Source organism: Gordonia alkaliphila (assembly GCF_039542465.1).
GTDB lineage: Bacteria > Actinomycetota > Actinomycetes > Mycobacteriales > Mycobacteriaceae > Gordonia > Gordonia alkaliphila.
This window is the reverse complement of the sequence record NZ_BAABIE010000013.1, coordinates 78,741-104,662: the sequence shown is the minus strand read 5'-3', so window position 1 is coordinate 104,662 and position 25,922 is coordinate 78,741. Positions and strand designations below refer to the sequence as shown.

Sequence of the window (25,922 nt, the reverse complement as noted above, 5' to 3'; positions counted from 1 at the left end):
ATGGTGCTCGACATCATCTTTCTGATCGTCGCGGTGCTGTGCACCGTGGTGGCCGGAGTCCTCGCGGCCACCGACTCGGCGCTGAACACCGTCTCGGTGGCGCGTATCGACGAGATGGTCAAGGACGAGCGGGGCGGCGCGAAGCGGCTGGCCCAGGTGGTGCGTCAGCGCCCCACCTACGTCGGCCTGTCGGTGCTGCTGCGGATCGGCTTCGAAACGGCCTCCACGGTGCTGGTGGCGATCGTCGCGGTCGACGGTCTCGGCCTGACCTGGGGCATCGTGGTGGCGATCCTCGCGATGATGGTGGTCTCGTTCGTCGCCGTCGGCGTCGGGCCGCGCACGATCGGCCGCCAGCACGCCTACTCCATCGCGTTGGTCGCGGCGCCCTTCCTCACCGGTATCGGCGTGCTGCTGCGGCCGGTGACCCGACTGCTGATCCTGCTGGGTAACGCGATGACACCCGGCCGCGGCTACCGCAACGGTCCGTTCGCGACCGAAGTGGAAGTGCGCGAAGTGGTGGATCTGGCGCAGGTGCAGGGCGTCGTCGACGACGACGAGCGGCGTATGATCCAGTCGGTCTTCGAGCTCGACGAGACCAACGCCCGCGAGGTGATGGTGCCGCGCCCGGAGATCGTCTGGATCGAGTCGGATAAGTCGGCCACCCAGGCGCTGAGTCTGGCGGTGCGGTCCGGGCATTCGCGCATCCCGGTGATCGGGGAGAACCCCGACGACATGGTGGGCGTGGTGTACCTCAAGGACATCGTCGAGCACATGCTGCCGCGCGGCACCGTTCAGAACGAGTTAACCGTCGCCGACGTGATGCGCGCGCCGCGGTTCGTGCCCGACTCCAAGCGGCTCGACGACCTCCTCGAGGAGATGCAGGCGCACCACAACCACATGGCGCTGCTGGTGGACGAGTACGGCGGTATCGCCGGGTTGGCGACCATCGAGGACGTGCTGGAGGAGATCGTCGGGGAGATCGCCGACGAGTACGACACCGACGAGGTGGCCCCGATCGAGGAGATCGAGCCGGGCGTGTACCGCGTGTCGTCGCGGCTGCCGGTGGAAGACCTCGGCGAACTGTTCGACGTCGACCTGCGCGACGACGAGGTGGAGACCGTGGGTGGGCTGATCGCCTGGAAGCTCGGCCGCGTGCCGTTGCCGGGCACCCGGGTGAAGACGGCCGGCCTGCGGATGACCGCCGAGGGCGGACCGAATCGCGTGGGTCGCCAGCGCATCACGACCGTCCTGGTGCGGCGGGAGAACGGCGACAAGGCGAAGGCCTCCGGTGAGAAGGCCCCGGGCGACAAGGCCCGGGGTGAGAAGGCGCGGGGCGAGAAGACCAAGGGTGAGAAGGTCCCGGGGGAGAAGTCTCGGGGCGAGAAGAAGAGCGGCGGCGCCGCGCGACGAGGAGATCAGCAGTGACCGACCCCGAGTTCCGTTCCGGATTCATCTGCCTGGTGGGGCGCCCTAATACCGGCAAGTCGACGTTGACCAACGCGCTGGTGGGCGACAAGGTGGCGATCACGTCCAATCGGCCGCAGACCACGCGGCACGCGATCCGCGGCATCGTGACCCGACCGGACGCCCAGCTCGTGCTGGTCGACACCCCGGGCCTGCACCGGCCGCGGACCCTGCTCGGCAAGCGGCTCAACGACCTGGTGCTCGACACGCTCTCCGAAGTGGACGTGATCTGCCTGTGCATCCCCGCCGACGAGCCCATCGGCCCCGGCGATCGGTGGATCATCGAGCAGATCAAGCCGCTGTCCCGACGCACCAAGGTGGTCGGCATCGTCACCAAGCTCGACAAGGTGGGGCCGGCGAAGATCGCTGAACAGCTGATGGCGCTGGCCGACGTGCTCGGTCCGGAGGCCGACGTGATCCCGGTGTCGGCCAAGTCCGGCAAACAGCTCGACGTGCTCGCCGACCTCCTCGTCTCCCTGTGCGAGCCGGGGCCGGCGTTCTACCCGGACGGTGAACTGACGGATGAGCCCGAGCAGGTGCTGATGGCCGAGTTCATCCGCGAGGCCGCCCTCGAAGGCGTCCGCGACGAGCTGCCGCACTCGCTCGCGGTGACCATCGAAGAGGTCATCGACCGGGAGGGCTCGGATCCGCCGATGGTCGACGTCCACGCGGTGCTGTACGTGGAGCGCGACAGCCAGAAGGGCATCATCATCGGGCACCGCGGGGCACGCCTGAAAGAGGTCGGCACCGCGGCGCGCGCGCAGATCGAGAAGCTGCTGGGCTGCCGCGTCTATCTCGATCTCCACGTGAAGGTAGCCAAGGACTGGCAGCGAGATCCGAAACAGCTGGGGCGTCTAGGCTTCTGATCGGCGCGTCGACAGGCATGATGTGAGGCGAACACTCTCACGCGAACGCGGAGCGCGGTCGGCGAAGAAGTGTCGTCCTAGAAGGAGAATTGCCTTGATTCGGTTCCTCTTGAGCATCGCCGTCAACCTGGTGTCCGCGGCGGTCGCCTTTCTGATCTGCTGGGCCGTGGTCGGCGGTTTCCACATCTCGCTCGGCGGCTTCTTCATCGCCGTCGCCATCTTCACCGCGGTGCAGTCGCTGCTGGGGCCGTTCAGCTTCAACATCGCGCGCAAGTACGCCTCGGCGATGCTGGGTGGCATCGGCCTGCTGTCGACGCTGGTGGCACTGTGGATCACCACGCTGGTCTCCGGGGCGTTGCGCATCGACGGCTTCAGTTCCTGGTTGGCCTCGACCGTGGTGGTCTGGTTCGCCAGTGCCCTGCTGACCTGGTGCCTCGGCTTCCTGATCTTGGAGCGCTGGTGGGACCGCAAGCAGGCGGCCGAGGCCGAGAACTCCGCGGCCGACGCGGCGCTGGCCCGCCGGGAGGCGAAGGGCGGCAAGGGCAAGAACTGAGCCCGGCCTCCGGGCCCGGGCGTCGGGGGTGCGCGTCGGGATGCGCTTGTGTCGTCGTTCGGTGAGAGAATGCAGCGGTGAGGAACTATCAGGACGAAGCGGTGGTGATCCGCCAGCACAAGCTGGGCGAGGCCGACCGCATCATCACGCTCCTCACCGCCGAGCACGGTCTGGTCCGTGCCGTCGCGAAGGGCATTCGACGTACCCGGTCCAAGTTCGGGGCCCGGTTGGAGCCGTTCGCGCACGTGCACGTGAATCTCTATCCCGGCCGCAATCTGGACATCGTGACGCAGGTGCACACGCTCAACGCCTTCAGTGAGGCGATGGCGCGCGACTACACGCGCTACACCACGGCCTGCGCGGTGCTCGAGACCGCTGAACGCCTCGCCGGTGAGGAACGGGTGCCCGCGTTGCAGCTGTACCGGCTGACCGTCGGAGCGCTGACGGCGCTGGCGGAGGAGCGGCGGGAGCAGCAGCACATTCTGGACGCCTTCCTCCTGCGCGCCATGGGCGCGGCCGGCTGGATGCCGTCGCTGGATGCCTGTGCGCACTGCGCTAACCCGGGGCCGCACAAGGCTTTTCACGTCGCGGCCGGCGGCGCGGTGTGCGTGTACTGTCGGCCGGCCGGGGCCGCGACCCCGTCGGTCGGGGTGCTGGAGCTCATGGAGGCGCTCGCCCAGGGACACTGGGATCACGTCGCCACCACCACCGCGTCGCAGCAGCGGCAGGCCACCGGTCTGATCGCCGCGCACCTGCAATGGCATCTGGAACGACGACTCCGGACGCTGCCGTTGATCGACCGGACCGTTCCGGCCGACCGACCCAGCCCGGCCGCAAGCACGGTCACCACTGCCACCACTGCCTGACCCGAGACCACCGAGACACGCTCGCCGACACCATGGGAGAGGCCCCCCGATGGCACGACTGACCCGCCGCTCGCAGCCCGCCGCCGCACCGCGCGCGATCCGGCCGCCGGATCCGCACCCCTCCGGGGCCACCCCGCCGGCGATCCCGGCGCAGTTCGTGCCGAACCACGTCGCCCTGGTGATGGACGGCAACGGCCGGTGGGCGCAGGAACGCGGCTTGCCGCGCACCGAAGGCCACAAGCGGGGCGAGGCCGTCCTGATGGACTCGGTGTGCGGGTCCATCGAGATCGGCGTCAAATGGCTCTCGGCCTACGCCTTCTCCACCGAGAACTGGTCGCGCAGCCCGGACGAGGTGAAGTTCCTGATGGGCTTCAACCGGGACGTGATCCGGCGTCGTCGCGACGAGATGCACGAGATGGGCGTGCGAGTGCGCTGGGCCGGTCGTCGGCCCCGCCTCTGGCGAAGCGTCATCAAGGAACTGGAGGTGGCTGAAGAACTCACCCAGGACAACGACGTGCTGACCCTGGTGATGTGCGTGAACTACGGTGGCCGCGCCGAGATCGCCGACGCGGCCCGGGAGATCGCCCGGCGGGCCGCGCGGGGCGAGATCGATCCGGAACGCATCACCGAGACGTCGTTCGCCCGGTACCTCGACGAGCCGGACATGCCCGACGTGGACCTGTTCCTGCGGCCGTCCGGCGAGCAGCGGCTCTCCAACTTCCTGCTGTGGCAGTCGGCGTATGCCGAGCTGGTGTACCAGGAGAAGCTGTTTCCCGACTTCGACCGGCGCGACCTCTGGGACGCGTGCCTGGAGTACGCCAAGCGCGACCGCCGCTTCGGCAGCGCCTGATACGCCGGGGAAGTAGGACCTACTCGGCGGCGTCGGGCTGCATGGCCGCCAGCAGGGCGATCAGGCGCTCCTCCAGCGCGGCGGCCTCGAGTCCGGCCGCGGTGAGCGGGCCGGTGCCGACTTCGTTCTCCAGCAGCGCGAGCAGAATGTGCTCGGTACCGACGTAACCGTGCTCCAGGCGCAGCGCCTGGCGGAAGGTGAGCTCGAGGACCTTGCGGGCCGCGGCGTCATAGGGGATGAGTTCGCCGACCTCGGCCGCGGCGGTCGGCAGCGTTGCGCGCAGGGCCGCGGCGAGCGCGGTCGGATCGACGCCGGACTCCCGGATCAGTGCGACCGCCAGCGACTCGGAATCGTCGAGCAGGCCGAGCGCCAGGTGGGTCGTGGTCACCTCGGGATATCCGGCGGCTTTGGCCTCGTTGTGCGCCGCGGCGGCGACGTTGCGGGCGCGCGGAGTGAACGCGTTGAAACCCTGATTGGGGTCCAGGTCGGCGGAGGTGCCGGGATTCTTGGGGGTGAAGCGCTTCTGGGCGGCCTGTTTGGTGACGCCCATGCTGGTGCCGATGTCGGTCCACGACGCGCCGCTGCGTCGTGCCTGATCCGCGAAGTGGCCGATCAGGTGGTCGGCGATGTCGCCGAGGTGGTCGGCGGCGAGCATGGCGTCGGTCAGTTGGAGCAGCGGGTCGTCGTGCACCTTCTTGATGGCGACGATGAGATCGTCGAGTCGGACCGGCGGGTCGAGGGGAGTGGGAGAGGTCATGCGTCAACCATAGGTTGACGATTGGATGATCGTCAACGTTTGGTTGACGATCCGTGGGTCAGTCGGCCGCGGCGCAGGCGGCGCACGTGCCGAAGATCTCGACGGTGTGCGCGATGTCCCGGTAGCCGTGCGTTTTGGCGATGGCGTCCGCCCAGCGTTCCACCGGCTCGCCCTGCACCTCGACGGTCGCGCCGCAGGATCGGCACACCAGGTGGTGATGATGCTCGGTGGAGCAGTGGCGGTAGCGGGTCTCGCCGGAGCCGTCCCAGATGGCATCCACCTGTCCGGCGTCCACCAGGGCCTGGAGGTTGCGATAGACCGTGGTGAGGCCGATGGAGTCGCCGCGCGCGGTGAGCAGGTCGTGCAACTGCTGCGCGGAGAGGAAGTCGTCGTTCTGGGTCAGCAGGTCGGCGATCGCGGCGCGCTGTTTGGTGGTGCGCTGACCGGTGACCGGTTTGGGGTCGGTCATGCCGGGACCTCGGAGTGGCCCCCCGCCCCGTGGTCGACTACCCCGTGGCCGTCTTCCCCGTGGCTGCCTTCGGTGACGTGAATCAGGGCGTCGGTGACGATGTGAGCGATGTGGTCGTCGACGAGGGTGTACTCCACCTCGCGGCCGCGGCGATGGCCGACGACGACGCCGGAGTTCTTCAACACACGCAGGTGTTGGCTCACCTGCGGCTGATTGAGATGGAGGGTGTCGACGAGTTCGTGCACGCACATCGCCCGCTCGTTGAGGGCGAGGACGATCGCGACGCGCGCCGGGGCGGCGAGGGCGCGCAGCAGTTCGCCTGCGGCGGCATGGCCGGCGGTTGCGAGGTCGGGCTGCGTCACTGGGTCCCCTTCCGGACGATCTGCCGCCAGCTTATTAGCATCGGTTCCCAATTGCACGGGTCGCTGCGTGGTCGAGACGTGCTCAATAGCATGGTGACATGGCGAGTCTGGCGTCGAGGATGTTGCACACCCGATGGCTGGTGCGGGCGCCGATCCCGCTCTTCCGTGCCGGTCTCGGCTTCGTCTTCGGTGGGCGGCTACTCCTGGTGGAGCACCTCGGGCGCAAGTCCGGTGTGCACCGGTTCGTCGTGCTCGAGTGCGTGGAACGCCCGGCCAAGCACCGGGTGGTGGTCGCCTCGGGGTTCGGTGAGAGGTCGCAGTGGTACGCCAATCTGAGGGCCGATCAGCACTGCTGGGTGTCCATCGGTTTCGCGCGGCGTCGACCGGCGATCGCCCGAACTCTGCCGCCGGAAGTCGCCGAGGGCGTGATCGAGCGGTACCGGGTGGCCCACCCGAAGGCGTACGACGAGTTGGCCGGCGTGATCGAGGAGTCCATCGGCAGCACGCTCGAGGCGATCCCGTACGTCGAACTCATCCTGACGTGAGCGCGGGCGGTTTGCGCGGGGGAGATACCCTGTAGGTCGTGGTGCGCGTGCCGAACGGCATGGTGCGCCGCGGATGAGTCCAACCCCTCAAGCGTGGAGAACAGTAACCGTGGCTGTGCAGTCCAAAGTCGATGCCGTCGTCAACCTCGCCAAGCGTCGCGGCCTGGTGTTCCCGTGCGGTGAGATCTACGGCGGTACGCGTTCGGCGTGGGATTACGGCCCCCTCGGCGTGGAGCTGAAGAACAACATCAAGGACCAGTGGTGGCGCAGTATGGTCACCTCGCGTGACGACGTGGTGGGCCTGGACTCCTCGGTGATCCTGCCGCGCCAGGTGTGGGAGGCGTCCGGTCACGTCGAGGTCTTCACCGACCCGCTGATCGAGTGCACCAACTGCCACCGTCGTCACCGGCAGGACCACCTGCAGGAGGCGTACGCCCTGAAGAAGGGCCTCGACAACCCGGACGACGCCCCGATGAGCGACATCGTCTGCCCCGACTGCGGCACCCGCGGCGAGTGGACCGAGCCGAAGGCATTCTCGGGTCTGCTCAAGACCTTCCTGGGGCCGGTTGACGACGAGCAGGGTCTGCACTACCTGCGTCCGGAGACCGCGCAGGGCATCTTCGTGAACTTCAAGAACGTGATGACCACGACGCGCAAGAAGCCGCCGTTCGGCATCGCGCAGATCGGCAAGAGCTTCCGCAACGAGATCACGCCGGGCAACTTCATCTTCCGCACCCGCGAGTTCGAGCAGATGGAGATGGAGTTCTTCGTCAAGCCGGGCGAGGACGAGAAGTGGCACCAGTACTGGATCGACGCGCGGATGGACTGGTACACCGACCTCGGCATCGCGCGCGACAACCTGCGCCTGTACGAGCACCCGCTGGAGAAGCTCTCGCACTACTCCAAGGGCACCACCGACATCGAGTACGACTTCGGTTTCAGCGGCAACCCGTGGGGCGAGCTCGAGGGCATCGCGAACCGCACCGACTACGACCTGTCGACGCACAGCCGCGAGTCGGGCGAGGACCTGAGCTACTTCGACCAGGCGAGCGGCGAGAAGTACACGCCGTTCGTGATCGAGCCGGCGGCCGGTCTCGGCCGGTCGATGATGGCCTTCCTGTGCGACGCGTACACCGAGGAGGAGGTGCCGAACGCCAAGGGCGGCACCGACACCCGCACGGTGCTGAAGCTGGATCGTCGTCTGGCGCCGATCAAGGTGGCGGTGCTGCCGCTGTCGCGCAACGAGTCGCTCTCGCCGAAGGCCCGCGACCTCGCCGCCGAGCTGCGCAAGCACTGGGCCATCGAGTTCGACGACGCGCAGGGCATCGGCAAGCGCTACCGCCGCCAGGACGAGATCGGCACGCCGTTCTGCGTCACCGTCGACTTCGACACCCTCGAGGACGACGCCGTCACCGTGCGTGAGCGCGACACCATGTCGCAGGAGCGCGTGTCGCTCGACCGGGTCGCCGAATACCTCGGCGGCAAGCTGCTCGGCGCCTGACACCACCCGCGCCCGCCCACCCGCGACCGCGCGTGTCGCGACCCGAATCGCGGGTCGCCGCCGCCGGCTCCGGGAGCGACCCGCAGACAGGGTCGCGACACGGCAGGTCGGCGGGGTGGGCGTCAGCCGGCCACGCGTCGCCAGGGCGGCGCCCCGCGCTCGGGATACGGAATGAAGACCGCCCGGAGGATCTCCTCGGGGCGGTCTTCGTCGTCGAGGGCGCAGATCGCCGGGTCGCAGTCGTACGGGGCGGCCCAGTAGTCGTCGTACGGGTCGTAGTCCGGCGGCAGCTGAGCGCGGAGCTCGGCGAGCAGGCGGTACACGTCGCCCGGGCTGAGTTTGCGGTTGAGTGTCATGATGATCCCCCGATCAGGGCCGCCGCCGGATGCGACGGCGCCTGAACGCAGTGAACCACCCGGGTACGACGTCGCGGGCGGGCCGTACCGCGCTGCGGACCGCCCACTCCTTGGGGCGGACTACTCCTTGGGGCGACGCAGCCGACTCAGCAGGTTGACCTCGGCGAGGTCGATGAGCTCGTCGCCGCGGCCGGACAGCACGGTCCGCAGCGACCAGAGCGTGAACCCCTTGGCCTGCGCGGCGGTGATCGCCGGCGGGATGGACAGCGCCTGGCGGGCGACGGTCACGTCGAGGACGGCCGGGCCGTCGTGCGCGAGGAACTCGGCGACGGCGGCGGGCAGCTCCGACGACGTCGTCACCGCCCAGCCGCGGATGCCGACCGACTCGGCGACCGCCGCGAAGCTCGGATTGGTGAGGTCGGTGCCGAAGTTCACGAAGCCGTCGGCCTTCATCTCCAGCTCCACGAAGTTCAGCGACGAATTGTTGTAGACGACGGTCTTGACCGGCAGATCGTTCTGCACCAGGGTCAACAGTTCGCCGAGCAGCATCGCGAAACCGCCGTCGCCGGACAGCGAGATCACCTGCCGCCCCGGCGAAGCCGCCGCGATGCCGGTCGACATGGTCAGTGCGTTAGCCATGGAGCCGTGGTTGAACGAGCCGAGGAGGCGTCGTCGTCCGTTCATGGTGAGGTAGCGGGCCGCCCAGATGATGGGGGAGCCGACGTCGGGGACGAAGACCGCGTCGTCGTCGGCGAGCTGATCGAGCAGCGTCGTCAGGTACTCGGGCCGGATCGGGATGTGGTCGTCGGGGACGGCCAACTCGTCGAGCAGCTTGCGGGTCGACGCGTAGTGCTGCAGGGCCGCGTCGAGATGGGTGCGGTCGCGGTCGTCGTCGATCAGCGGGGTCAGCAAGGGGAGCGTGTCGACGACGGAGCCGACCAGCGGCAGATCGACGCGCGTGCGCCGGCCGAGCTGGCTGCCCCGGATATCGAGCTGGACGATGCGCGCGTGCCGGGGCAGGAACTGGTCGTACGGGAAATCCGTGCCGAGCATCAGGAGCGTGTCGCAGCTCTCCATGGCTCGGTAGCCGGAGGAGAAGCCGACCAGGCCGGTCATCCCGACGTCGCACGGATTGTCGTACTCCAGGTGCTCCTTGCCGCGGTAGGCGTGCACCACGGGGGCGCGCAACCGCTCGGCGAGCGCGACCACGTCGTCATGGGCGCCCGCGCACCCGGCGCCGGCGAAGATCGTCACCCGCTTGCCGGCATTGAGCATGGCGGCGGCCAGATGCACTTCTTCGTCGGACGGACGGATCACCGGGCTGGTGGCGCGGATTCGCGGCACTCGCTCGGGGCGATCGATCTTGGCGGTGAAGAGTTCGCCCGGAATCACCAGGACGGCGACGCCGCGCTCGGAGATCGCCGTGCGGATCGCGATGTCGAGGATCCGGATGAGCTGTTCGGGAGTGCGGCCCACCTCGCAGTACACGCTGCACTCGCGATACAGGTTCTCCGGGTGGGTCTCCTGGAAGTAGTTGGTGCCGATCTGGTCGCCGGGGATGTGCGAGGCAATGGCCAGCACCGGGACGCGGGAACGGTGGGCGTCGTACAGGCCGTTGAGGAAGTGCAGGTTGCCCGGCCCGCAGCTGCCGGCGACGACGGCGAGTTCACCGGTCATCGCGGCCTCGCCGCTCGCCGCGAACGCTCCGGCTTCCTCATGCCGCACATGCATCCACGGCAGTTCCGGATGGGTGCGGAGCGCGTCGGTGAAACCGTTCAGCGAATCACCGGGAATGCCCCAAACTCGTTGTGCCCCAGCCTCTCGGATGGTTTCCACGATCAGATCGGCGACGGTGTACGCCATGGTTTCCTCCAGTCAACGACGCTGGCCTCCACCGTAGCGGCGCGCGGCTACTCCTTCACCTCGTCGCCTACTGCACGTAGTCGCTGCCGTTCCAGCGATACCTGGTCTTGGTGATGGTGCCGCCGGCGCAATCCGGGGTGCAGTCGTTGCTGCTCTGCTCGATGACGTACTGGCCGTTGGCGCCCGGCCCGATCAGCTCGGCGCCGTAGAAGTTGCGGACACCGGTAGAGGGTTCACCGAACTTTTGCGGTGTGAGGGGCTGAAAACCGGAGTCGGTCGGCACCAGGATGAGAACGCCGTTGTACCGGCCGGGGTTGTAGTTGACGAAGGCGTTGCCGGTGGAGTCGGAGACCGGTTCGGCGAGCGTCAGCTCGTCTTTGTAGACGGACATCTTGTCGACGACGATCGGTGCGCGGTCGGCATCGGCGGGGACCGCCACGACGCAGCTGTTCCCGTCCCCGCTGGAGGCGCCGCGAGTGAGGGTGAACAGCCGCATCAGGCCGAGCCGAGGATGCGTGTAATCGGCCTGGCTGGTCACATGATTCGCCGAGCACAGGCCGGTGGGCGGGGCGCTCGGCAGGTCGGCCGCGGTGGTCGGCAGGCAGCGGCAGACGACGATCCGGGTGATGACGGCGGAGCCGTCGGTACCGGACGCGGTGACCTGGTAGGCGGCCTTGTCGCCGCCCGCGTCGAAGGTCAGCGTGTACGTGCCGTCGGACTCTTTCACCGTCGCCACCGGTGGGCCGTAGAACCGCTGCGCATCGCCCACGGTGCTGCCCGCGCCGACGCCGTCGATGGTGCGGACCTCCTCGGCCGGGCGGATCTGTACCAGCTGCTGGGAGCGGTCGAAGGCCCAGTCGCAGTCGTGCCAGTGCACAATCGTGAGGTCGTCCTCGACGATGCCGGTGTTCGGGAAGTCGGGGTGCTGCCGCCGGATGTCGGTGAGGGACTGGCCGAGGTCGATGCCCTCGAACGCGGCGCCGTTGACCGTGGCCGCCGCGCTCCCGTTCTGGGTGGCGAGAAGACGCGCGGCCAGTTGCGCCTCGTTCGCGGCTTCCACGAAGAGGCCGCCGGTGACGTCGGCGATGCACCGGAGCTGATCGGACGCGGCGCCTTCGGTGCGGAAACCGACGGTGGAGATCTGCAACTGCGCGTTGGCCCGCTTGAGTTCACCGGCGACGTCGCACGGCGGGGTGCCGCAGGTGTCCTCGCCGTCGGAGATCAGGACGATGGCCGCGGCGCTGTCCGCGGGCAGCAGTGCCGCGGCGCGGCGCAGGGATTCGGCGATCGGGGTGAATCCGCGGGGCGTGATCGCCTCGATCGCGGCGGTCATCGGGGCGCGGTCCAGCGGCCCCAGCGGCACCAGGGTGGTGACATCGCGGCAGCCCGCCGCCGCCTCGGCGGGCGTCGTGCCGGTGCCGGTGCCGTACGAGAGAAGAGCCAGGTCCGAGCCGTCGGGCAGGGCGTCGATCAAACCGGTCGCGGCGCGTTTGGCCGCCGCTATGCGCGGTCCGGGGGCGTCGTCGCTCGTCATCGAGTCGGAGGCGTCGAGAATGATCGCTGTGGGGGCGATCGCGGTGATCGCGGGTGCCGTATTCGACGAGCGCGATGGGGTGCCGTCGACGGAGGTGCAACCGGCGACGACGAGGACGGTCGTGAGCGCGACGACGAGGCCTGCCAGGTGAGCGGCCGATCGACGCGAGACGGGGCTCAGCATTCGTCGAGCCTAGGCATGAGCGCGAGCGTCCCAGGTGGGGAATCGCCGCAGACGACACGAATCCGCCCGTACGGAGGAACGTCACGGCGGGGTCGCCCGCCTCCGTGGTCGGGACCACGACGACGCGAGCGGAGCGATGTGCGATGCAAAGCGGGTGTGAGCAGTGAAGATGAGGCATAGTAAGACGGGTGAAACGCCGCTCGGGCAAGGGGTCCGGTTGCAGCGGCGTCGCGGAGAGTGAGTTTTGCGGTGAGTGTCAGCGGCAAGGTTGTGCATTACGACCCGAATCGTGGTTTCGGTTTCCTGTCGCCGGAGGGCGGCGGCGACGATGTGTTCCTGCACATCAACGACATCCAGGGCATCGACGAGAGCCAGTTGCGTCCCGGTGCGAAGGTGGACTTCGACGTCGAAGCCACCGATCGCGGCTCCAAGGCGACCAATGTGAAGGTCACCGAGGAGGCGCCCGCCGGTGAGTCGCCTGCCGCCGAGCGCGCCCAGCGTCGCGACGACAACCGCGGTCGCGACGACAACCGCGGTCGGTTCGGCGACCGCGACGACCGCCGCGGCCACGACCGTGGGGACCGGGGCGACCGCCGCGGCCGCTTCGGCGACCGGGACGATCGCCGCGACCGTCGTGATCGCGACGACCGTCCGCAGCGTAAGACCTACTCCGGTCCGCTGTTCAACGAGCTCACCGAGCTGCTGCTGGAGTCCTCCCCGGACCTCACCGCTCGTCAGATCAACGCCGTGCGCGGCAAGCTGATGGAACTGGCGGAGGCCCGCGGCTGGCCGACCAGCTGACGACAGGCGTCATATTCTTGGCGTCACGTTCCCGACTTCGGCCGTCGGCGGGTTTCTCCCGTCGGCGGCCGAACGTCACCTCTGCGCCGCTGCGGCGGCGGAACCGAGTAGAGATCTTCGATGACTTCCCCGTCTGAACCGCTCCTGGCCTCCTACGACGCCGACGACGTGGAGCGGATGGCTCCCGAGTCGCTCAAGCAGGTGGAGCGGGAGCGGCCGGCCGCCGATCATCGCAGCGCCTTCGCGCGGGACCGGGCGCGCGTGCTGCACAGTGCGGCGCTGCGGCGCCTGGCTGACAAGACACAGGTGGTGGGCCCGCGGGAGGGCGACACGCCCCGCACGCGATTGACGCATTCGCTCGAGGTGGGGCAGATCGGCCGCGGCATCGCCGCCGAACTCGGCTGCGATCCGGACCTCGTGGAGTTGGCAGGCCTCGCGCACGACATCGGCCATCCGCCGTACGGGCACAACGGCGAGAGGGCCCTCGACGAGGTGGCCGCCGAGTACGGCGGTTTCGAGGGCAACGCCCAGAACCTGCGCATCCTGACTCTGCTCGAACCCAAGATCCTCGGGCCCGACGGGGCGAGCGCCGGGCTCAACCTGACCCGGGCGTCGTTGGACGCCACCCTGAAGTACCCGTGGACCCGGGAGGTGCCCGGCACCAAGTTCGGCGCGTACCTCGAGGACGCGCCCGCACTCGCCTGGATTCGACGCGGCTCACCGGAGGGACGTCGCTCTCTGGAAGCGCAGGTGATGGACTGGTCCGACGACGTCGCCTATTCGGTGCACGATCTGGAGGACGGCATCGTCAGCGGCCGCATCGACTTGCGGCAGTTGGGGTCGGCCGACGACCAGACCGAGCTCGCCGAACTGGGCGTGCGCTACTTCGACGGGCTCGATCCGGACTCGTTGGTGGTTGCGGCGCAACGACTCTCGGAGATGGAGATCTTCCGCGCGCTCGGTTCCTACGACGGTTCCCTGGATTCGCTGGTCGCCATGAAGCGGTTGACCTCCGAATTGATCGGTCGGTTCGCCGCAGCGGTGATCACCGCGACCCGAAAGGTGCAGGGGCCCAAGCCGTTGCGGCGCTACGACGCCGACCTGGAGATCCCCGCCGACGTCGCGGCCGAGGTGGCGATGCTCAAGACCGTCGCCCTGCGCTTCATCTTCTCCGACCGCAGTCATCGGGCCAAGCAGGATCGGCAACGCGAACGCATTCACCGGGTGGCGACGCTGCTGCTGAACACCGCTCCCGGCGGCCTCGACCCGATCCTGGTGCCGCGGTGGTCGCAGGCCGACGACGACGCGCAGCGCATGCGCGTGGTGGTGGATCAGATCGCGTCGATGACCGAGGGGCGGCTGGAACGGCTCGACAAGGGGAGTGCCGAGGTGCAGGCGCACCTGGGGTGAACGGTGCAGGCGCACCTGGGGTGAGCCCCGGTCGCCCGCTCCGTGCTGCCGGTTCTGGGGCGCCGAGCCCGGCGTCAGTGGCCGAGGCGGCGCAGGAAGTCGTCGATGGTCCAGGCGGGCTCGGCCTGCGCGCTGCCCGGCAGCGGGATCGCTTCGCTGACGTCGAAGCCGAAGTCGAGGGGCCCCTCGTCGCGGGACTCCGAGGACAGCCAGGTCACGCAGATCTCGGCCGCCAGGTGGGCGTCGTCGACGTAGATCGCACCGGCCGTGCAATCGCCCGCCGGGTCGTCCTCGAACCACCGGTTCGGCGTCGCGGCACTCGCGTCGTGGGAGATGTAGCTGTTGGCCTCCATCACCACCCGGGAGCGGCGGACGAGGAAGCGGCCGTGCTGCAGCACCACGATCTGTGCGCAGAGCGCTTCGAGCGGGTCGTCCTCGAAGTCGTCGGCGTCGAGGACGTCGTCGAGCAGCATGTCCTTGGGGCCGAAGTCGATGGTCACCCCGACCGGGATCTCCGGGAGGGATTCGGCCAGCCAGGAGACCATCGCGGCCCACGTGTCGCAGCCGACGAAGTCGTCTTCGCGTTCTTCGGTCATGGTCGGTGCACCTCCTCGGCGTCGCCCCGTTCTCGACACGGAGTCATCGGGTTCAGTGTAGTGCCGAAACCGCGGCGAGGCCTCTCGGCGGAACTCAGCCGTCGGCGGGCGGCACCGCGTTCGCCGCCGCCTGCTCGGTGAACGCCTCCGGCGGCACCACGTAGGTGATCGTGACGTCCCACGGGGCCAGTCCCCAGCGGTGCACCGCGTCGATGGCGAGGGTGCCGGCGCCGCGCAGCGTGTCGTCGCTGACCGGTGCGCTGATGGTCTGGCCCGCGGTCTCGTCGGTGGCCGGCCATACTTCGCTGCCGGCGGGCACCGGGGAGGTCTCCAGCACGATCTGGTCCACCGCACCGTCGTGAAAGGCGCCGATCAGGCAGTAGCGTCCGTCGGAATCGTCCCAGCCGCCCGGTTCGACGACGATCAGTTCGCCCCGGTCGAAGGCTCGTGCGGCCGCGTGGAAGACGGCGGCGCTCAAGTCCTCCCAGGGGTCGCCGAAGACCTCGCTGGGCGGCTCGGCCTGGAAGACTCGGCCGCCGACCTGGTAGCCCTTGTCCGAAGCCTCCAAGAAGTGACGCTCCTGCAGCACGACCGTGCCGTTCTCGTCGTCGAACAGGCACACCTCGCGGTACCGGCCCGGTCCGATCTGCGTGCGCGCCACCGAGCCGATGCCGACGGCATCGGAGAATCCGCCGACGTCCACCAGACGCCAGACGGTGGGCTTGTCGGTCCACACCTGGACGAGGCCGCCGACCGGCACTCCGAAGACGGCGGTGGTGAGGGTGGTGCCTTCGCTGAGGGGGAAGTCGTCGGGCATGCTGCTCTCCTCCTGGGGGTCGACTGTGCGATAGCGGCCTTGCATCCACTATGACCGACCGGGCCGTCGCGCGCGGGGTTCGGCGGCGGGTCAGTGACCGTGTGCGCGGCCGAGGATGAGATCGGCCAGTTCGGACGCGTTGTGTTCGGGAATCCAGTGCCCGCCGTCGGGCAGCACCCGCAGGTCGAAGTCGGCGATCGCGAAGTCCGCCGCCAGTTCGGCGCCGCGCCGGGACAGCGCCGTGTCGTGCGCGCCCCACACGTGGGTCACCGGCACCGCGACGCGGCGGGCCAGAGCCTGCGGGGTGTTCAGCAGCATGGCCCGGTACCAGTTCAACGCGCTCGTCAACGCGCCCGCGTCGATCACGTCGCGGTGGACGTCGGCGAGCTGCTCGTCGTCCATGCCGGTGCGCCGCAACAGGTCGTCGAAGAGCGCGGGGAAGCGGTCGATGAGGAACTCCGGCACGAAGGGCGGCTGGAAGGCCGCCATGTACCACGAGCGCAGCAGCTGATCGCTGTGCAGAAACGACTTCACGAAGGCACCCGGATGCGGTGCCGACACCGACGTGAGCGTGCGGACCAGGTCCGGACGGCTCGCGGCCAGACCCCACGCCACGGCCGCGCCCCAGTCGTGCCCGACGAGGTGGACGGGACCGTCGCCCAGCGCGTTGATCAGCTCGGCGACATCGTCGACCAACTCGGAGGCGCGATAGGCGGTGCGGCCGTCCGGTCGTGCGCCGGGCGAGTAGCCGCGCTGGTCGGGTGCGACGGTGCGATAACCGGCCGTGTTCAGCAGCGGGGTGACCTGGCGCCAGGAATGCGAGGTCTGCGGAAAGCCGTGTAGCAGAACGACTGTGCCGTGCCGCTTGATACCGGAATCGGTGACGTCGAACGTCAGACCGGACCGTGCATACTGTTCCATTCCGCCCCCTGGTGAACTTTCCTCGAACGCTACCCAACGCTTCTCGAGTCCGGCCAGAGACCAAGGTCATAGTGCGCTCATCGCGGGGTCGACGGCGGCAGCGGAACGTCGAGCTCGGAGATCTGCAACGGGTGGTCGATCTCGTCGCGCCACAGGCGGGCCCACACGTAGAACAGGACCGCGGCCGGAACCGGGAGGAGACCGGCCAGGACGAAGGTGGCGGTGACGCCGAGGACTCCGCTGATCGGGGCGACGACGGCCATCGACACCGGCATCAGGGCGGCGGAGACGAAGAAGTCGAGTCCGGAGATCCGGCCTAGGAGAGGCGTGGGAACGCGCCGCTGCAGCAGCGTGCCCCACAGCACCATCGGACCGTCGAGCAGGAGGCCCAGGCCGAAGCCGGCGACCACGAACCAGAAGGTGCTGTGCGTGACGCCCATGACCACCAGCGGCAGCGCGGCCACGGCCCACAAGCCGAAGATCAACGAGAGGTAGCGCCGAGGCATCGGCCGCGATGCGAGGACGAACGCGCCGAGCGCGGCCCCGGCGCCGAAGGCCGCGAGGACCATCGCGTGGTCGGCGGCGCCGCCCGCGACGCGCTCGCGCAATGCGAACGGGACCAGGACTTCCAGCGGCCCCATCACCATCAGCAGCAGGAACGAGAAGTAGAAGAGCGACGCCCACAGCCACGGCGTGCGCCACATGTACGCGAATCCCTCGCCGAGGTCGGCGACGATCGAGGCGATCGGGTGGGGTGCCGGGTGTTCGGACTGTGCAACGGCGTCCGAGTCGGTGACGTCGTCGACGATCGGTCCCATCGCGACGTAGCACGCGGCGGCGAGCACGCAGGCGAGGGCGCCCACGAGGATCGCGGTGCCCGGGGAGGCGGCGCCGACGATCACCCCGGCGATCAACGGTCCGGCGGCCTGCAGCAGGACCGGCCGCAGGAAGCCCTCGACGCCGTTGGCCGCCAGCAGTTGTGCGGCGTCGACGACGCGCGGCAGCAGCGCGGAGTACGCGGGGTAGTACATCCCGGTGGTGATGCCGACGAGCAGGGCGGCGACGACGAGGTGCGGCAGGGTCAGGAGGTGGAGCAGCGCGGCGATCCCCACCGACGCGAACGCCAGGAGTTTGACCGTCTCCAGCCCGATGATGATGCTGCGCTGGGAGGCCCGGTCGGCGAGCACGCCGCCGAGCAGCGTGGACGCCACCATGCCGACCGCAGCGATCCCGGAGGCCAGCGAGACCGCGCCCGGACCGCCGCCGAGGGCGATCACCTGCCAGATGAGGGCGATCAGCCATACGCCGTCGCCGAACAGCGCGAGTGCCAGACCCGCCACCAGCCAGCGATACTGGCGCAGCGCGAACGGCTGCAGCACGCGGGGCAGCCGGGTGGTCGGAGTGGTCACCGTCAAATGGTGCCGGGTGGTGCGCCCCGAGCGCGAGTTCTTTTTCGCCGGGACCGTCGGTTACTCGTCGTCGGCGATCAGTCGGCGCACGTCGTCGGCGGAGAGTTTGCCGCTGAACTGCTCGCCGTCGTCGATGAGGGCGTCGAACAGGGCGCGCTTGCGGTCTTGCAGTTCGATCACCCGTTCCTCGATGGTCTCGGCCGAGACGAGGCGATACACCGTGACCGGGCGTTCCTGCCCGATGCGGTGGGCGCGGTCTACGGCCTGGGCTTCGGCGGCCGGGTTCCACCACGGGTCGGCGACGAAGCAGTAGTCCGCCGCGGTGAGGTTGAGGCCGAAGCCGCCGGCCTTGAGGCTGATCAGAAAGACCTTGGTCTCGCCGCCGGTGAACTTGTCGATCTCGGCCTGTCGCTTGCGGGCCGACATGGAGCCGTCGAGGTAGCTGAATGTGATCCCGACGTCGGTCAGCGCCTGAGCGATCAGTTGCAGGAAGCCGGTGAAACTGCTGAAGACCAGGGCGCTGTGGCCCTCGTCGAGCAGGATCGGCAGGTGCTCGGCCAGGTAGTCGATCTTGCTGGCGGACACGGTGCGGAACTCCTCGTTCACCAGCCCGGGGTGCAGGCTCAACTGCCGCATCCGGGTGAGCGCCTGCAGGATCTGGACGCGGTTGTCCTGCCAGTTCTCCAGGAGTCCGAGGATGCGCTGGCGCTCCCGGTTGAGGACGAGGTCGTAGAGCTTGCGGTGCTTCGGGGTCAACTGCAGGGTCAGCACCGAATCCTGCTTGGGTGGCAGGTCGGCGGCGACCTGATCTTTGGTGCGGCGCAACATGATCGGCTTCAGACGTCGCCGGAGGACATCGAGCCGATCGGGTGCGGTGCCTGATTCGATCGGACCGGCGAAGTGCTCCCGGAACTTCTGCGGGCTCGCGTACAGGCCCGGCATCACCACCGAGACCAGTGACCACAGCTCCATCACGTTGTTCTCCATCGGGGTGCCGGTGATGGCGAGCTTGAACGGCGGCGAGAGCTTACGGGCGGCCTGATGGGTCTTGGAGTTGTGGTTCTTGATGAACTGCGCCTCGTCGAAAACCGCTCCGTCCCAAGCGATCTCGGTGAAGGCGTCGCTGTCGATGCGCAGCAGGGTGTACGACGTGATCACCAAGTTCGCGTCGCCGATCTGCTCGGCCAACGGTCGGCCGGCCCGCTTCTGCGTCGCGGTCACCGTCGCCACGCGCAGGCCGGGCGCGAAGCGGGTGGTCTCGGCGGCCCAGTTGCCGATCACGCTGGTCGGGGCGACGACGAGGAAACGTGCCTGCGGATTCTCGGCGACCGCGCGGGTCATGAGGGCGAGGGTCTGCACCGTCTTGCCCAGACCCATGTCGTCGGCGAGGATCCCGCCGATCCCGTTGTCCCACAGGAAGCTCAGCCAGTCGAGACCGTCGCGCTGGTAGCCGCGCAGCTCGGCGTCCAGGCCGTCGGGCACCGGGACCGGCTCCGGCGGCCGGGCGTTGGTCAGTCGGCGGAGCTGCTGGCGCCACTCCTCCAGGCGGGTGTCGAGGCTACCCAGGCTGAGCAGCTCGTCCCACAGCGTCGCGTTGGGGTGACCGGTGGCGATGCGGGCGCCCTGGAGGTCGCCCATCGCGCGGGCCTCGTCGAGCAGTTCCTTGAGGCGCAGCAGTTCCGGCGTGTCCAGCCGGAAGTAGGCGCCGTCGGTGAGGACGAGCGTGTCGTCGTCGCGGGCCAGGGCATCGATCACCGTCGCCAGCGGCACGGGCTCACCGTCGATCAGCACATCGATCGACAAGTCGAGCCACTCGAAGGCGCCGGAGGCTCGGAAGCCCATCTCCACCGTGTCGGCCGGACGGAAGTCCCTTGTCGCACCGGTGATCTCGACCTGAATCAGGCCGGGAGCGGTGATCCGGGCGACGGTCTCGGCGCACAGCACCGCGGTGTCGGCGAGATTCAGACCCATCGGAATCAGCAGGTCCCCGAGCGCGGCCTGATCGGGGGTCACCCGCTCGGCACGGAGGCGACCGCGGGTGCGCGCGGTCAGCGCATCGTTCCAGCGGCCGAGGCTGCCGCAGAACAGCTCCAGGTCGGGGCGGGCTCGCTGCCACATCTGTGCTTCCGCGTCCACGTCGCGCAGGCCGACCGTGCGTTCGGGGATCGACGGGTCGAAGTCGCGGCGATAGCCGTCGACCAGATAGCCGGTCCGCCATCGGACGCGGGAACCGGACTCCTCCACCTCGATGAGCAGCAGCGGGAACGGTGCCGACACCTCCGGCGGCAGCAGGCCGCGCTCGGGCACCTCGACGCTGCGACGGGCGGTCAGCTCGGGGAGGGCGGCACTGAACTCGGCGAAATCGGCGGTGGGGATCTCCAGCACGCCGCCGGAGAGCAGTTCGGCTTCGCCCGTGGTGAGCTGTGGGAGGGCGCCGACGTACAGGGTGTGGTCGCGCAGCAGTGCCGCCCCGTTCTTCGGGAGGCCCACGACGGCGGACGGGAAACCGTCGAGGTGGTCGCCGGCCAGGGTGAGCGACGCGGTGAGCGCGGCACCGTCGCTGTGCGGCTGGACGCGGTAGGCGACGGCGAACTCGTCGGTCAGCACCACGTCGTCGGCCAGGCCCGTCACCACCACCGGCAGCCCGCTCTCGACGGCGCCGCGCAGCGCTGTCCACAGGGCCGCCGGGGCAGTCCCGAGCGCGACGGCGGCCGGGAGTCGGGTGACGCCGCGGGTGCGGCGGCTGCCGGGGGAGAAGAACGCGGACGCGATGGCGGCGAGCGCGCGGAAGTCGGCGTCGTCGTAGCCGTCCCCGTTGCCGTCGAGGACGATGGCCCACGGCAGGTGCGGCGTCCACGTGCCGTCGGGCTGCTGGACCACCGGGCGCAGGGCCACCTGCAGACCGAGCGCGTCGGCCACCGAGACGTGGAACTGCAGCGCCACCGCCCGTCGCGGGGTCGGTTCGGCGGGTTCGGCGCTCACTTCCCGGAGCAGGGCGCGCCACGGCGAGGAGGATTCGTCCGTGTCGACGGCGGCCAGGATCAGCGCGGCGCAGTGTTTGCAGTCGGCGGCCACCGGGCAGGAGCAGACGCCGAACACGTCGACGATCTGCCCCTGCGCCGTGTGCAGCGTGACCGTGCTCTGGTAGCGGTTCGCGCCGGACCCCCGGCAGATGCCGCGCAGCACGGTGGGTGACGTCCACTCGATCGCGCTGATCCGATCCTGCTTGGCGTAGCCGCGGCCCCGGAGCACGTCGGGGATCGGCAGGTGGCTCAACGCCTGCTCTGCCTGGACCGCGGACCAACTTCGGGTAACCATCGTCGCCAGATTAGTGGTTGGCCGCCGACGACGGCGTCAGCCGGCCAGCGGCCGTGGGACTCCGGTGAGCGGTTGTATGTACGACGCGTAGCCGTAGCCGTGGTCCCACGGGTAGCGCCCGTCGACATCCGGCCAGATCAGTTGCACCGCACTGACATCGGGGCCGTACAACAGGCGGGTCACGGTGAGCTCGTCGGTGTGGACCGCGGGCAGGAGTGCCAGCCGGTAGGGCGGTCGGAGGACCCGGTCGAGGTAGGGCTGCGCCAATACGTCGGCGTCGGCCACAACCAGCTCGGCGACCCGGTTGACGATCGGGAGGGCCTGCTCGGGTTCCAGGCCGTAGATCAGAAGCTCGGGGCGGCCGTGTTCCACCAGTCCGGTGGTGTAGGCCAGCGGCGGGCCGGTCTCGTCGCTGTAGACGCCGGTGACGGCCCAGCGGCCGGCCATGATCTGGGCGAGCGCCTGGCCCACGAGGTCGTCGGTGCCCTGGCAGCGCGGATCGTGTTCACACATGGTCACTCCTTCGTCGAACCGGCGGAACGGGCCGGGTATCGATCATCTGTTCGATACGTGGTTCACGATAGGGCGGGGGTGTGACAAGAACGGTCCGCCGCGCTGAGCGGGCCGGACGTCGCGGAACCGTCAGGTGGCGGAGCCCCGGTCGGAATGCTGGCTAGACTGGCCCGGTGGCAGGCAGAATCCCCGATCGCGACATCACGGCTATCCGTGAGCAGACGCGCATCGAGGACATCGTCGGAGATTACGTCGCGTTGCGGCGGGCCGGCGCCGACAGCATGAAGGGCCTGTGTCCCTTCCACGACGAGAAGACGCCGTCGTTCCATGTGCGACCCAACCACGGGCACTATCACTGCTTCGGCTGCGGCGAGGGCGGCGACGTCTACTCGTTTCTGCAGAAGCAGGAGCACATCAGCTTCGTCGAGGCGGTGGAGCAGCTGGCCGACCGGATCGGCTACCGCATCAACTACGAGGGCGGCGGCACCGCGATCGTGCGTGATCGGGGCACGCGTGCGCGCCTGGTGGCGGCCAACGCGGCCGCGCAGCGGTACTACGCCGAACAGCTGCGGACCCCGGACGCCCAGACCGCCCGGGACTTCCTCACCGACCGGGGCTTCGACCAGGCCGCCGCCGAGACGTTCGGCTGCGGCTATGCGCCGGCCGGTTGGGACACGATGACCAAAGTGCTTCTGACGCAGGGCTTCTCGTTCAACGAGTTGGAGGCTGCCGGGCTGTCGAAGCAGGGACGAAAGGGGCCGATCGACCGGTTTCATCGCCGCTTGCTCTGGCCCATCCGCAACCTCGCCGGAGACGTGATCGGCTTCGGCGCGCGCAAACTGTTCGACGACGACAATCTCGGCAAGTACATGAATACGCCCGAGACCATGCTCTACAAGAAGTCGCAGGTGCTGTTCGGGCTGGACCTGGCCAAGCGCGACATCGCCAAGGGACACCAGGTGGTGATCGTCGAGGGCTACACCGACGTGATGGCGATGCACATGGCCGGCGTGCCGACCGCCGTCGCGTCCTGTGGCACGGCGTTCGGCGAGGACCATCTGGCGCTGATCCGGCGCCTCATGATGGACGACTCGTACTTCCGCGGCGAGGTGATCTACACCTTCGACGGCGACGAGGCGGGCAAGGCCGCTGCGCTCAAGGCGTTCGAGGGCGAACAGTCCGTGTCCGGACAGACCTTCGTGGCCGTCGCCCCCGACGGCATGGACCCGTGCGATCTGCGGCAGAACTCCGGCGACGCCGCACTGCGCGACCTCATCGCGCAGCGGATCCCGATGTTCGAGTTCGCCATCAAGGCGTTGCTGGCCAACCACGACCTGGACACCGCGGAGGGGCGGGTGGCCGCGCTGCGCGACACCGTGCCGGTGGTCGCGCAGATCCGCGACGTGGCCTTGCGTGACGAGTACGCGCGCCAGCTCGCCGGATGGGTCGGTTGGGAAGACGTGGCCCAGGTGCTCGGCCGCGTACGACAGCAAGCCGGCCGCGGCCGGGGGAGACAGCAACCCGGCCGGGGACGACGGCCCGGCCGTTACGAGGCGCCGGAGGCGGCCTCCCCGCCGCCGACCGCGCGCCCGCTGGCGAACGATCCGCGGCTGTGGCCGCAACGCGAGGCGCTCAAGGCCGCCATCCAGTATCCGGCGCTCGCCGGGACGGTGTTTGACTCGCTCCCGCCGGAGTGCTTCAGCGAGCCGGCGTATGCCCTGGTGCGTCAGGCGATCTCGAATATCGGAGGCACCGCGAGCGGAATGAGCGGTGCGTCGTGGGTCGACGCGATCAGTCAGTCCGTCGACAATCCGGCGCTCACCCCGCTGGTCACCGAACTGGCCGTGGAGGACCTGCCGGTGGAGGAGGGGCAGCTCCCGCGTTACATCGCCAGCGTGCTGGCGCGGTCGCAGGAAGTGTGGGTCGGCGCGCAGATCGGCGACCTCAAGTCCAAGCTGCGCCGCATGTCTCCGGGCGGCGACCCGGACGGCTACAACGCGCTGTTCGGCGACCTCGTCGCGCTCGAGTCGTACCGGCGCAGCCTGCTGGAGCAGGCCGTCGACGCCGGCGTCGATAGTCTCTGACTCGGTGCTAACCGCGCAGCGCGTCGATGTCGAGGCCGGCCTCGCGCAGCAGCGCCTTGCGGAGTCCGGAGGCGGTGGCGTACCCGGCGACGGCGGCTGCCGCATCCACCGACGATCCGCCGCGTAGTCGTTCGGCGGCGATGTTCAACCGGGCCTGCACCCGCCAGCGGCGGAAGGGCAGGCCGGTCTCGGCGACGAAGATGCGTTGGGCCTGCCGTGCGCTGAGGCCGTGCGCCGCGGCCAGTTGGACGAGGGGCTGCTCGGTGGTGACGCAGCTGCGGGCGAGCGCACCGGCGGCCGGATGTCGCGGGGGTGTGAGCGGGAACAGGGGGAGGGCCACCGAGTTCAGCAGGGTGTCGAGGCGGCCGCGGAACATCGCGATCTGGTCCTCGGTGCAGGACCCGATCCCGAGCAGGGCGGTCATCAGTTGCGATAACTCGGTCATCGGCGGCAGTCGGTGCACCCCCGCGCGCGGCACGGTGTTCGGTGACAGCAGCGGTCCCAGGACGAGGCTGCCGGGCTCGTAGCGGGCGGCGTGCGGCACACCGGGGGCGAGCCAGACAGCTTCCCGCGCGCGCAGCGTCATCGGTCGGCTGTTCACCCGTAGGTGGGCGACGCCGACGGCCACATAGATCAGGTGGGGCAGCTGATGGGTGTGCTCGGAGTGGCCGAGGACGCGAATGGCGTGGGGCGGCTCGACCGCCGTCGAAGGGCGCTGTGCAGCCTCCATCGGCTCGCTCCTCATGTGCTAGGTGGATTCGTCCGGTTGGGCGCGCGGTCGTGTCCGGTTGGGAACCGCCCCGCCTCGCGGCGGTTCTAAGCTTAGTCTTACCTAATTAATGCGGAGGTGCCGTGGTGCCTCCTGGAGGCTGTGCAAGCCCGAGAGTCGAAGTGAGGCAAGAGATGCCGATGTGGGCACGAAGAATCCTGGCGTTGCTGTCCGTGGCAGCCTTGGCGACGGGGATCGTCGCCTGTTCGTCCTCGGAAGCCGCCGAGGGCGGGGCGGTGACGGTCCAGACCGATCAGGGCGAGGTGCAGGTGCCGAGCGATCCCCAGCGGGTGGTGCTGCTGAACTATGCCCTCGCCGGCTACCTGTACGACATGGACGTGCCGGTAGTCGCGATGACTCCCGAGTACACGGCCGCACCCGGTGTGTTCGCGCCGGCGTGGGCCGAGGCCGCTCGCACCCAGGGCACGCAGTGGCTGCCGTGGGACGTCGACGGCTTCGACACTGAGGCCATCCTGGCTCAGGAGCCGGATCTGATCATCGCCGGAGGCCTGGGCTTTCCGCTGCGGCACGCCACCGAGGCCTACGGAGAGCTCTCGGCGATCGCTCCCACGGTGGTGGTCAGCGGCGATCTGACGCAGTGGCAGCAGCAGTTCGAGTTCCTCGCCGTCGACGTCTTCGACGAGCCTCAGGTGTACCGGGATGCGATCGCCGAGTACGACGCGCGCGTCGTGGCGGTCCGCGATGGCATCAGCGTGCCGCCCGGGGAAAGTGCTTTCCTGACGTTGACCGCCGACGGCTCGGTGTACGTGCTGATCGAGGATCGGGGGCTTCCGAAGGAGTTCGCGGCGCTCGGCTTCCGACCCGCCCCATTGTTCGCCCGCGGACGTTTCGAGCCGTACACGCCCGGCGGCGACATGTACGCACTGTCCACCGAGCAGGTGGGCCAGGTGTTGACCATGGACACCCTGTTCGTCATCCCCTTCACCGAAGGCGCCCCGACAGTGGCTGATCTACGCGGCAAACCGATCTTCGCGCAGCTCCCGGCCTTCGCCGCGAACCAGGCCTACGACCTGCCGTACTGGGTGCAGCGCGGCGACTTCCACGAGGCCATCGAGATGCTGAACATCGTCGAGAAGACCTTCGGGCGGGGGTGA

At 69.1% G+C, this 25,922-nt stretch carries 24 protein-coding genes; 11 read left to right on the top strand and 13 right to left on the bottom strand.

Annotation, left to right across the window (positions count from 1 at the left end):
• From ABD989_RS14120 to ABD989_RS14100, 5 genes are all read left to right on the top strand, one after another.
• Positions 1 to 1,425: a hemolysin family protein gene (locus ABD989_RS14120; RefSeq protein WP_345313966.1), complete on the top strand. Its 1,425-nt coding sequence runs from the start codon at positions 1 to 3 to the stop codon at positions 1,423 to 1,425.
• Positions 1,422 to 2,330 (top strand): GTPase Era, encoded by a 909-nt coding sequence (gene era, locus ABD989_RS14115; protein ID WP_345313965.1) that lies wholly within the window; start codon positions 1,422 to 1,424, stop codon positions 2,328 to 2,330. The genes ABD989_RS14120 and era overlap by 4 nt, the downstream gene beginning before the upstream one ends.
• A 94-nt stretch (positions 2,331 to 2,424) precedes the next feature.
• Positions 2,425 to 2,883 carry a phage holin family protein gene (locus ABD989_RS14110; RefSeq protein ID WP_345313964.1) on the top strand — a complete coding sequence of 153 codons (459 nt, stop codon included), beginning with the start codon at positions 2,425 to 2,427 and terminating at the stop codon, positions 2,881 to 2,883.
• Positions 2,884 to 2,960: 77 nt separating this feature from the next.
• Positions 2,961 to 3,749, top strand: coding sequence for a DNA repair protein RecO (gene recO, locus ABD989_RS14105; RefSeq protein WP_345313963.1), 789 nt, complete (start codon positions 2,961 to 2,963; stop codon positions 3,747 to 3,749).
• A gap of 49 nt (positions 3,750 to 3,798) precedes the next feature.
• Complete coding sequence (locus ABD989_RS14100; RefSeq protein ID WP_345313962.1) at positions 3,799 to 4,599, top strand: isoprenyl transferase; 801 nt, start codon at positions 3,799 to 3,801, stop codon at positions 4,597 to 4,599.
• A 19-nt stretch (positions 4,600 to 4,618) separates the two neighbouring features.
• Here ABD989_RS14100 and ABD989_RS14095 read toward each other — a convergent pair whose 3' ends face one another.
• From ABD989_RS14095 to ABD989_RS14085, 3 genes are read right to left on the bottom strand one after another with little or no spacing between them, the layout of a single operon-like run.
• Complete coding sequence (locus ABD989_RS14095) at positions 4,619 to 5,356, bottom strand: Clp protease N-terminal domain-containing protein (protein ID WP_345313961.1); 738 nt, start codon at positions 5,354 to 5,356, stop codon at positions 4,619 to 4,621.
• A gap of 58 nt (positions 5,357 to 5,414) precedes the next feature.
• The gene (locus ABD989_RS14090) at positions 5,415 to 5,825 is read right to left on the bottom strand and encodes a Fur family transcriptional regulator (RefSeq protein ID WP_345313960.1); all 411 of its coding nucleotides are present in this window, start codon (positions 5,823 to 5,825) and stop codon (positions 5,415 to 5,417) included.
• On the bottom strand, positions 5,822 to 6,187 hold the full coding sequence (locus ABD989_RS14085) for an ArsR/SmtB family transcription factor (RefSeq protein ID WP_345313959.1): 366 nt from the start codon (positions 6,185 to 6,187) through the stop codon (positions 5,822 to 5,824). Before ABD989_RS14085 ends, ABD989_RS14090 begins: the two co-directional genes overlap by 4 nt.
• Before the next feature lie 98 nt (positions 6,188 to 6,285).
• Between ABD989_RS14085 and ABD989_RS14080 the strand changes: the two genes are divergently transcribed.
• Positions 6,286 to 6,732, top strand: a complete 447-nt coding sequence (locus ABD989_RS14080) for a nitroreductase family deazaflavin-dependent oxidoreductase (RefSeq protein WP_345313958.1) — start codon at positions 6,286 to 6,288, stop codon at positions 6,730 to 6,732.
• 109 nt (positions 6,733 to 6,841) lie between these two features.
• Positions 6,842 to 8,233: a glycine--tRNA ligase gene (locus ABD989_RS14075; RefSeq protein WP_345313957.1), complete on the top strand. Its 1,392-nt coding sequence runs from the start codon at positions 6,842 to 6,844 to the stop codon at positions 8,231 to 8,233.
• A 122-nt stretch (positions 8,234 to 8,355) separates the two neighbouring features.
• Here the strand turns inward: ABD989_RS14075 and ABD989_RS14070 are convergent, their stop codons facing one another.
• The 3 genes from ABD989_RS14070 to ABD989_RS14060 all read right to left on the bottom strand — a co-directional run bounded on the left by ABD989_RS14070 (position 8,356) and on the right by ABD989_RS14060 (position 12,169).
• Positions 8,356 to 8,589: a hypothetical protein gene (locus ABD989_RS14070; protein ID WP_345313956.1), complete on the bottom strand. Its 234-nt coding sequence runs from the start codon at positions 8,587 to 8,589 to the stop codon at positions 8,356 to 8,358.
• Positions 8,590 to 8,709: 120 nt separating this feature from the next.
• The gene (gene poxB, locus ABD989_RS14065) at positions 8,710 to 10,452 is read right to left on the bottom strand and encodes a ubiquinone-dependent pyruvate dehydrogenase (RefSeq protein ID WP_345313955.1); all 1,743 of its coding nucleotides are present in this window, start codon (positions 10,450 to 10,452) and stop codon (positions 8,710 to 8,712) included.
• Between the two features lie 67 nt (positions 10,453 to 10,519).
• Complete coding sequence (locus ABD989_RS14060) at positions 10,520 to 12,169, bottom strand: vWA domain-containing protein (RefSeq protein ID WP_345313954.1); 1,650 nt, start codon at positions 12,167 to 12,169, stop codon at positions 10,520 to 10,522.
• Positions 12,170 to 12,418: 249 nt separating this feature from the next.
• On the opposite strand from ABD989_RS14060, the gene ABD989_RS14055 reads away from it, so the two are divergent.
• Together ABD989_RS14055 and ABD989_RS14050 are read left to right on the top strand one after the other, a co-directional pair.
• Positions 12,419 to 12,970: a cold-shock protein gene (locus tag ABD989_RS14055; RefSeq protein WP_345313953.1), complete on the top strand. Its 552-nt coding sequence runs from the start codon at positions 12,419 to 12,421 to the stop codon at positions 12,968 to 12,970.
• 120 nt (positions 12,971 to 13,090) lie between these two features.
• A complete protein-coding gene (locus ABD989_RS14050; RefSeq protein ID WP_246991084.1) occupies positions 13,091 to 14,380 on the top strand; it encodes a deoxyguanosinetriphosphate triphosphohydrolase in 1,290 nt (429 codons plus the stop codon).
• 74 nt (positions 14,381 to 14,454) lie between these two features.
• Here ABD989_RS14050 and ABD989_RS14045 read toward each other — a convergent pair whose 3' ends face one another.
• The 6 genes from ABD989_RS14045 to ABD989_RS14020 form a co-directional block, all read right to left on the bottom strand.
• Complete coding sequence (locus ABD989_RS14045; protein ID WP_345313952.1) at positions 14,455 to 14,976, bottom strand: hypothetical protein; 522 nt, start codon at positions 14,974 to 14,976, stop codon at positions 14,455 to 14,457.
• A 94-nt stretch (positions 14,977 to 15,070) separates the two neighbouring features.
• Positions 15,071 to 15,793 (bottom strand): hypothetical protein, encoded by a 723-nt coding sequence (locus ABD989_RS14040; protein ID WP_246991079.1) that lies wholly within the window; start codon positions 15,791 to 15,793, stop codon positions 15,071 to 15,073.
• A gap of 90 nt (positions 15,794 to 15,883) precedes the next feature.
• Positions 15,884 to 16,714, bottom strand: a complete 831-nt coding sequence (locus ABD989_RS14035) for an alpha/beta fold hydrolase (protein WP_246991077.1) — start codon at positions 16,712 to 16,714, stop codon at positions 15,884 to 15,886.
• A 77-nt stretch (positions 16,715 to 16,791) separates the two neighbouring features.
• Complete coding sequence (locus tag ABD989_RS14030; RefSeq protein WP_372493274.1) at positions 16,792 to 18,129, bottom strand: MFS transporter; 1,338 nt, start codon at positions 18,127 to 18,129, stop codon at positions 16,792 to 16,794.
• A gap of 54 nt (positions 18,130 to 18,183) precedes the next feature.
• A complete protein-coding gene (locus ABD989_RS14025; RefSeq protein WP_345313951.1) occupies positions 18,184 to 21,441 on the bottom strand; it encodes a DEAD/DEAH box helicase in 3,258 nt (1,085 codons plus the stop codon).
• A gap of 36 nt (positions 21,442 to 21,477) precedes the next feature.
• Complete coding sequence (locus ABD989_RS14020) at positions 21,478 to 21,954, bottom strand: DUF4262 domain-containing protein (RefSeq protein ID WP_345313950.1); 477 nt, start codon at positions 21,952 to 21,954, stop codon at positions 21,478 to 21,480.
• 173 nt (positions 21,955 to 22,127) lie between these two features.
• Here ABD989_RS14020 and dnaG point away from each other — a divergent pair, with 173 nt between their 5' ends.
• Positions 22,128 to 24,038 carry a DNA primase gene (gene dnaG, locus ABD989_RS14015; RefSeq protein WP_246991068.1) on the top strand — a complete coding sequence of 637 codons (1,911 nt, stop codon included), beginning with the start codon at positions 22,128 to 22,130 and terminating at the stop codon, positions 24,036 to 24,038.
• Positions 24,039 to 24,045: 7 nt separating this feature from the next.
• Here the strand turns inward: dnaG and ABD989_RS14010 are convergent, their stop codons facing one another.
• Complete coding sequence (locus ABD989_RS14010; RefSeq protein ID WP_345313949.1) at positions 24,046 to 24,768, bottom strand: helix-turn-helix domain-containing protein; 723 nt, start codon at positions 24,766 to 24,768, stop codon at positions 24,046 to 24,048.
• Positions 24,769 to 24,947: 179 nt separating this feature from the next.
• On the opposite strand from ABD989_RS14010, the gene ABD989_RS14005 reads away from it, so the two are divergent.
• Positions 24,948 to 25,922, top strand: coding sequence for an ABC transporter substrate-binding protein (locus ABD989_RS14005; RefSeq protein ID WP_345313948.1), 975 nt, complete (start codon positions 24,948 to 24,950; stop codon positions 25,920 to 25,922).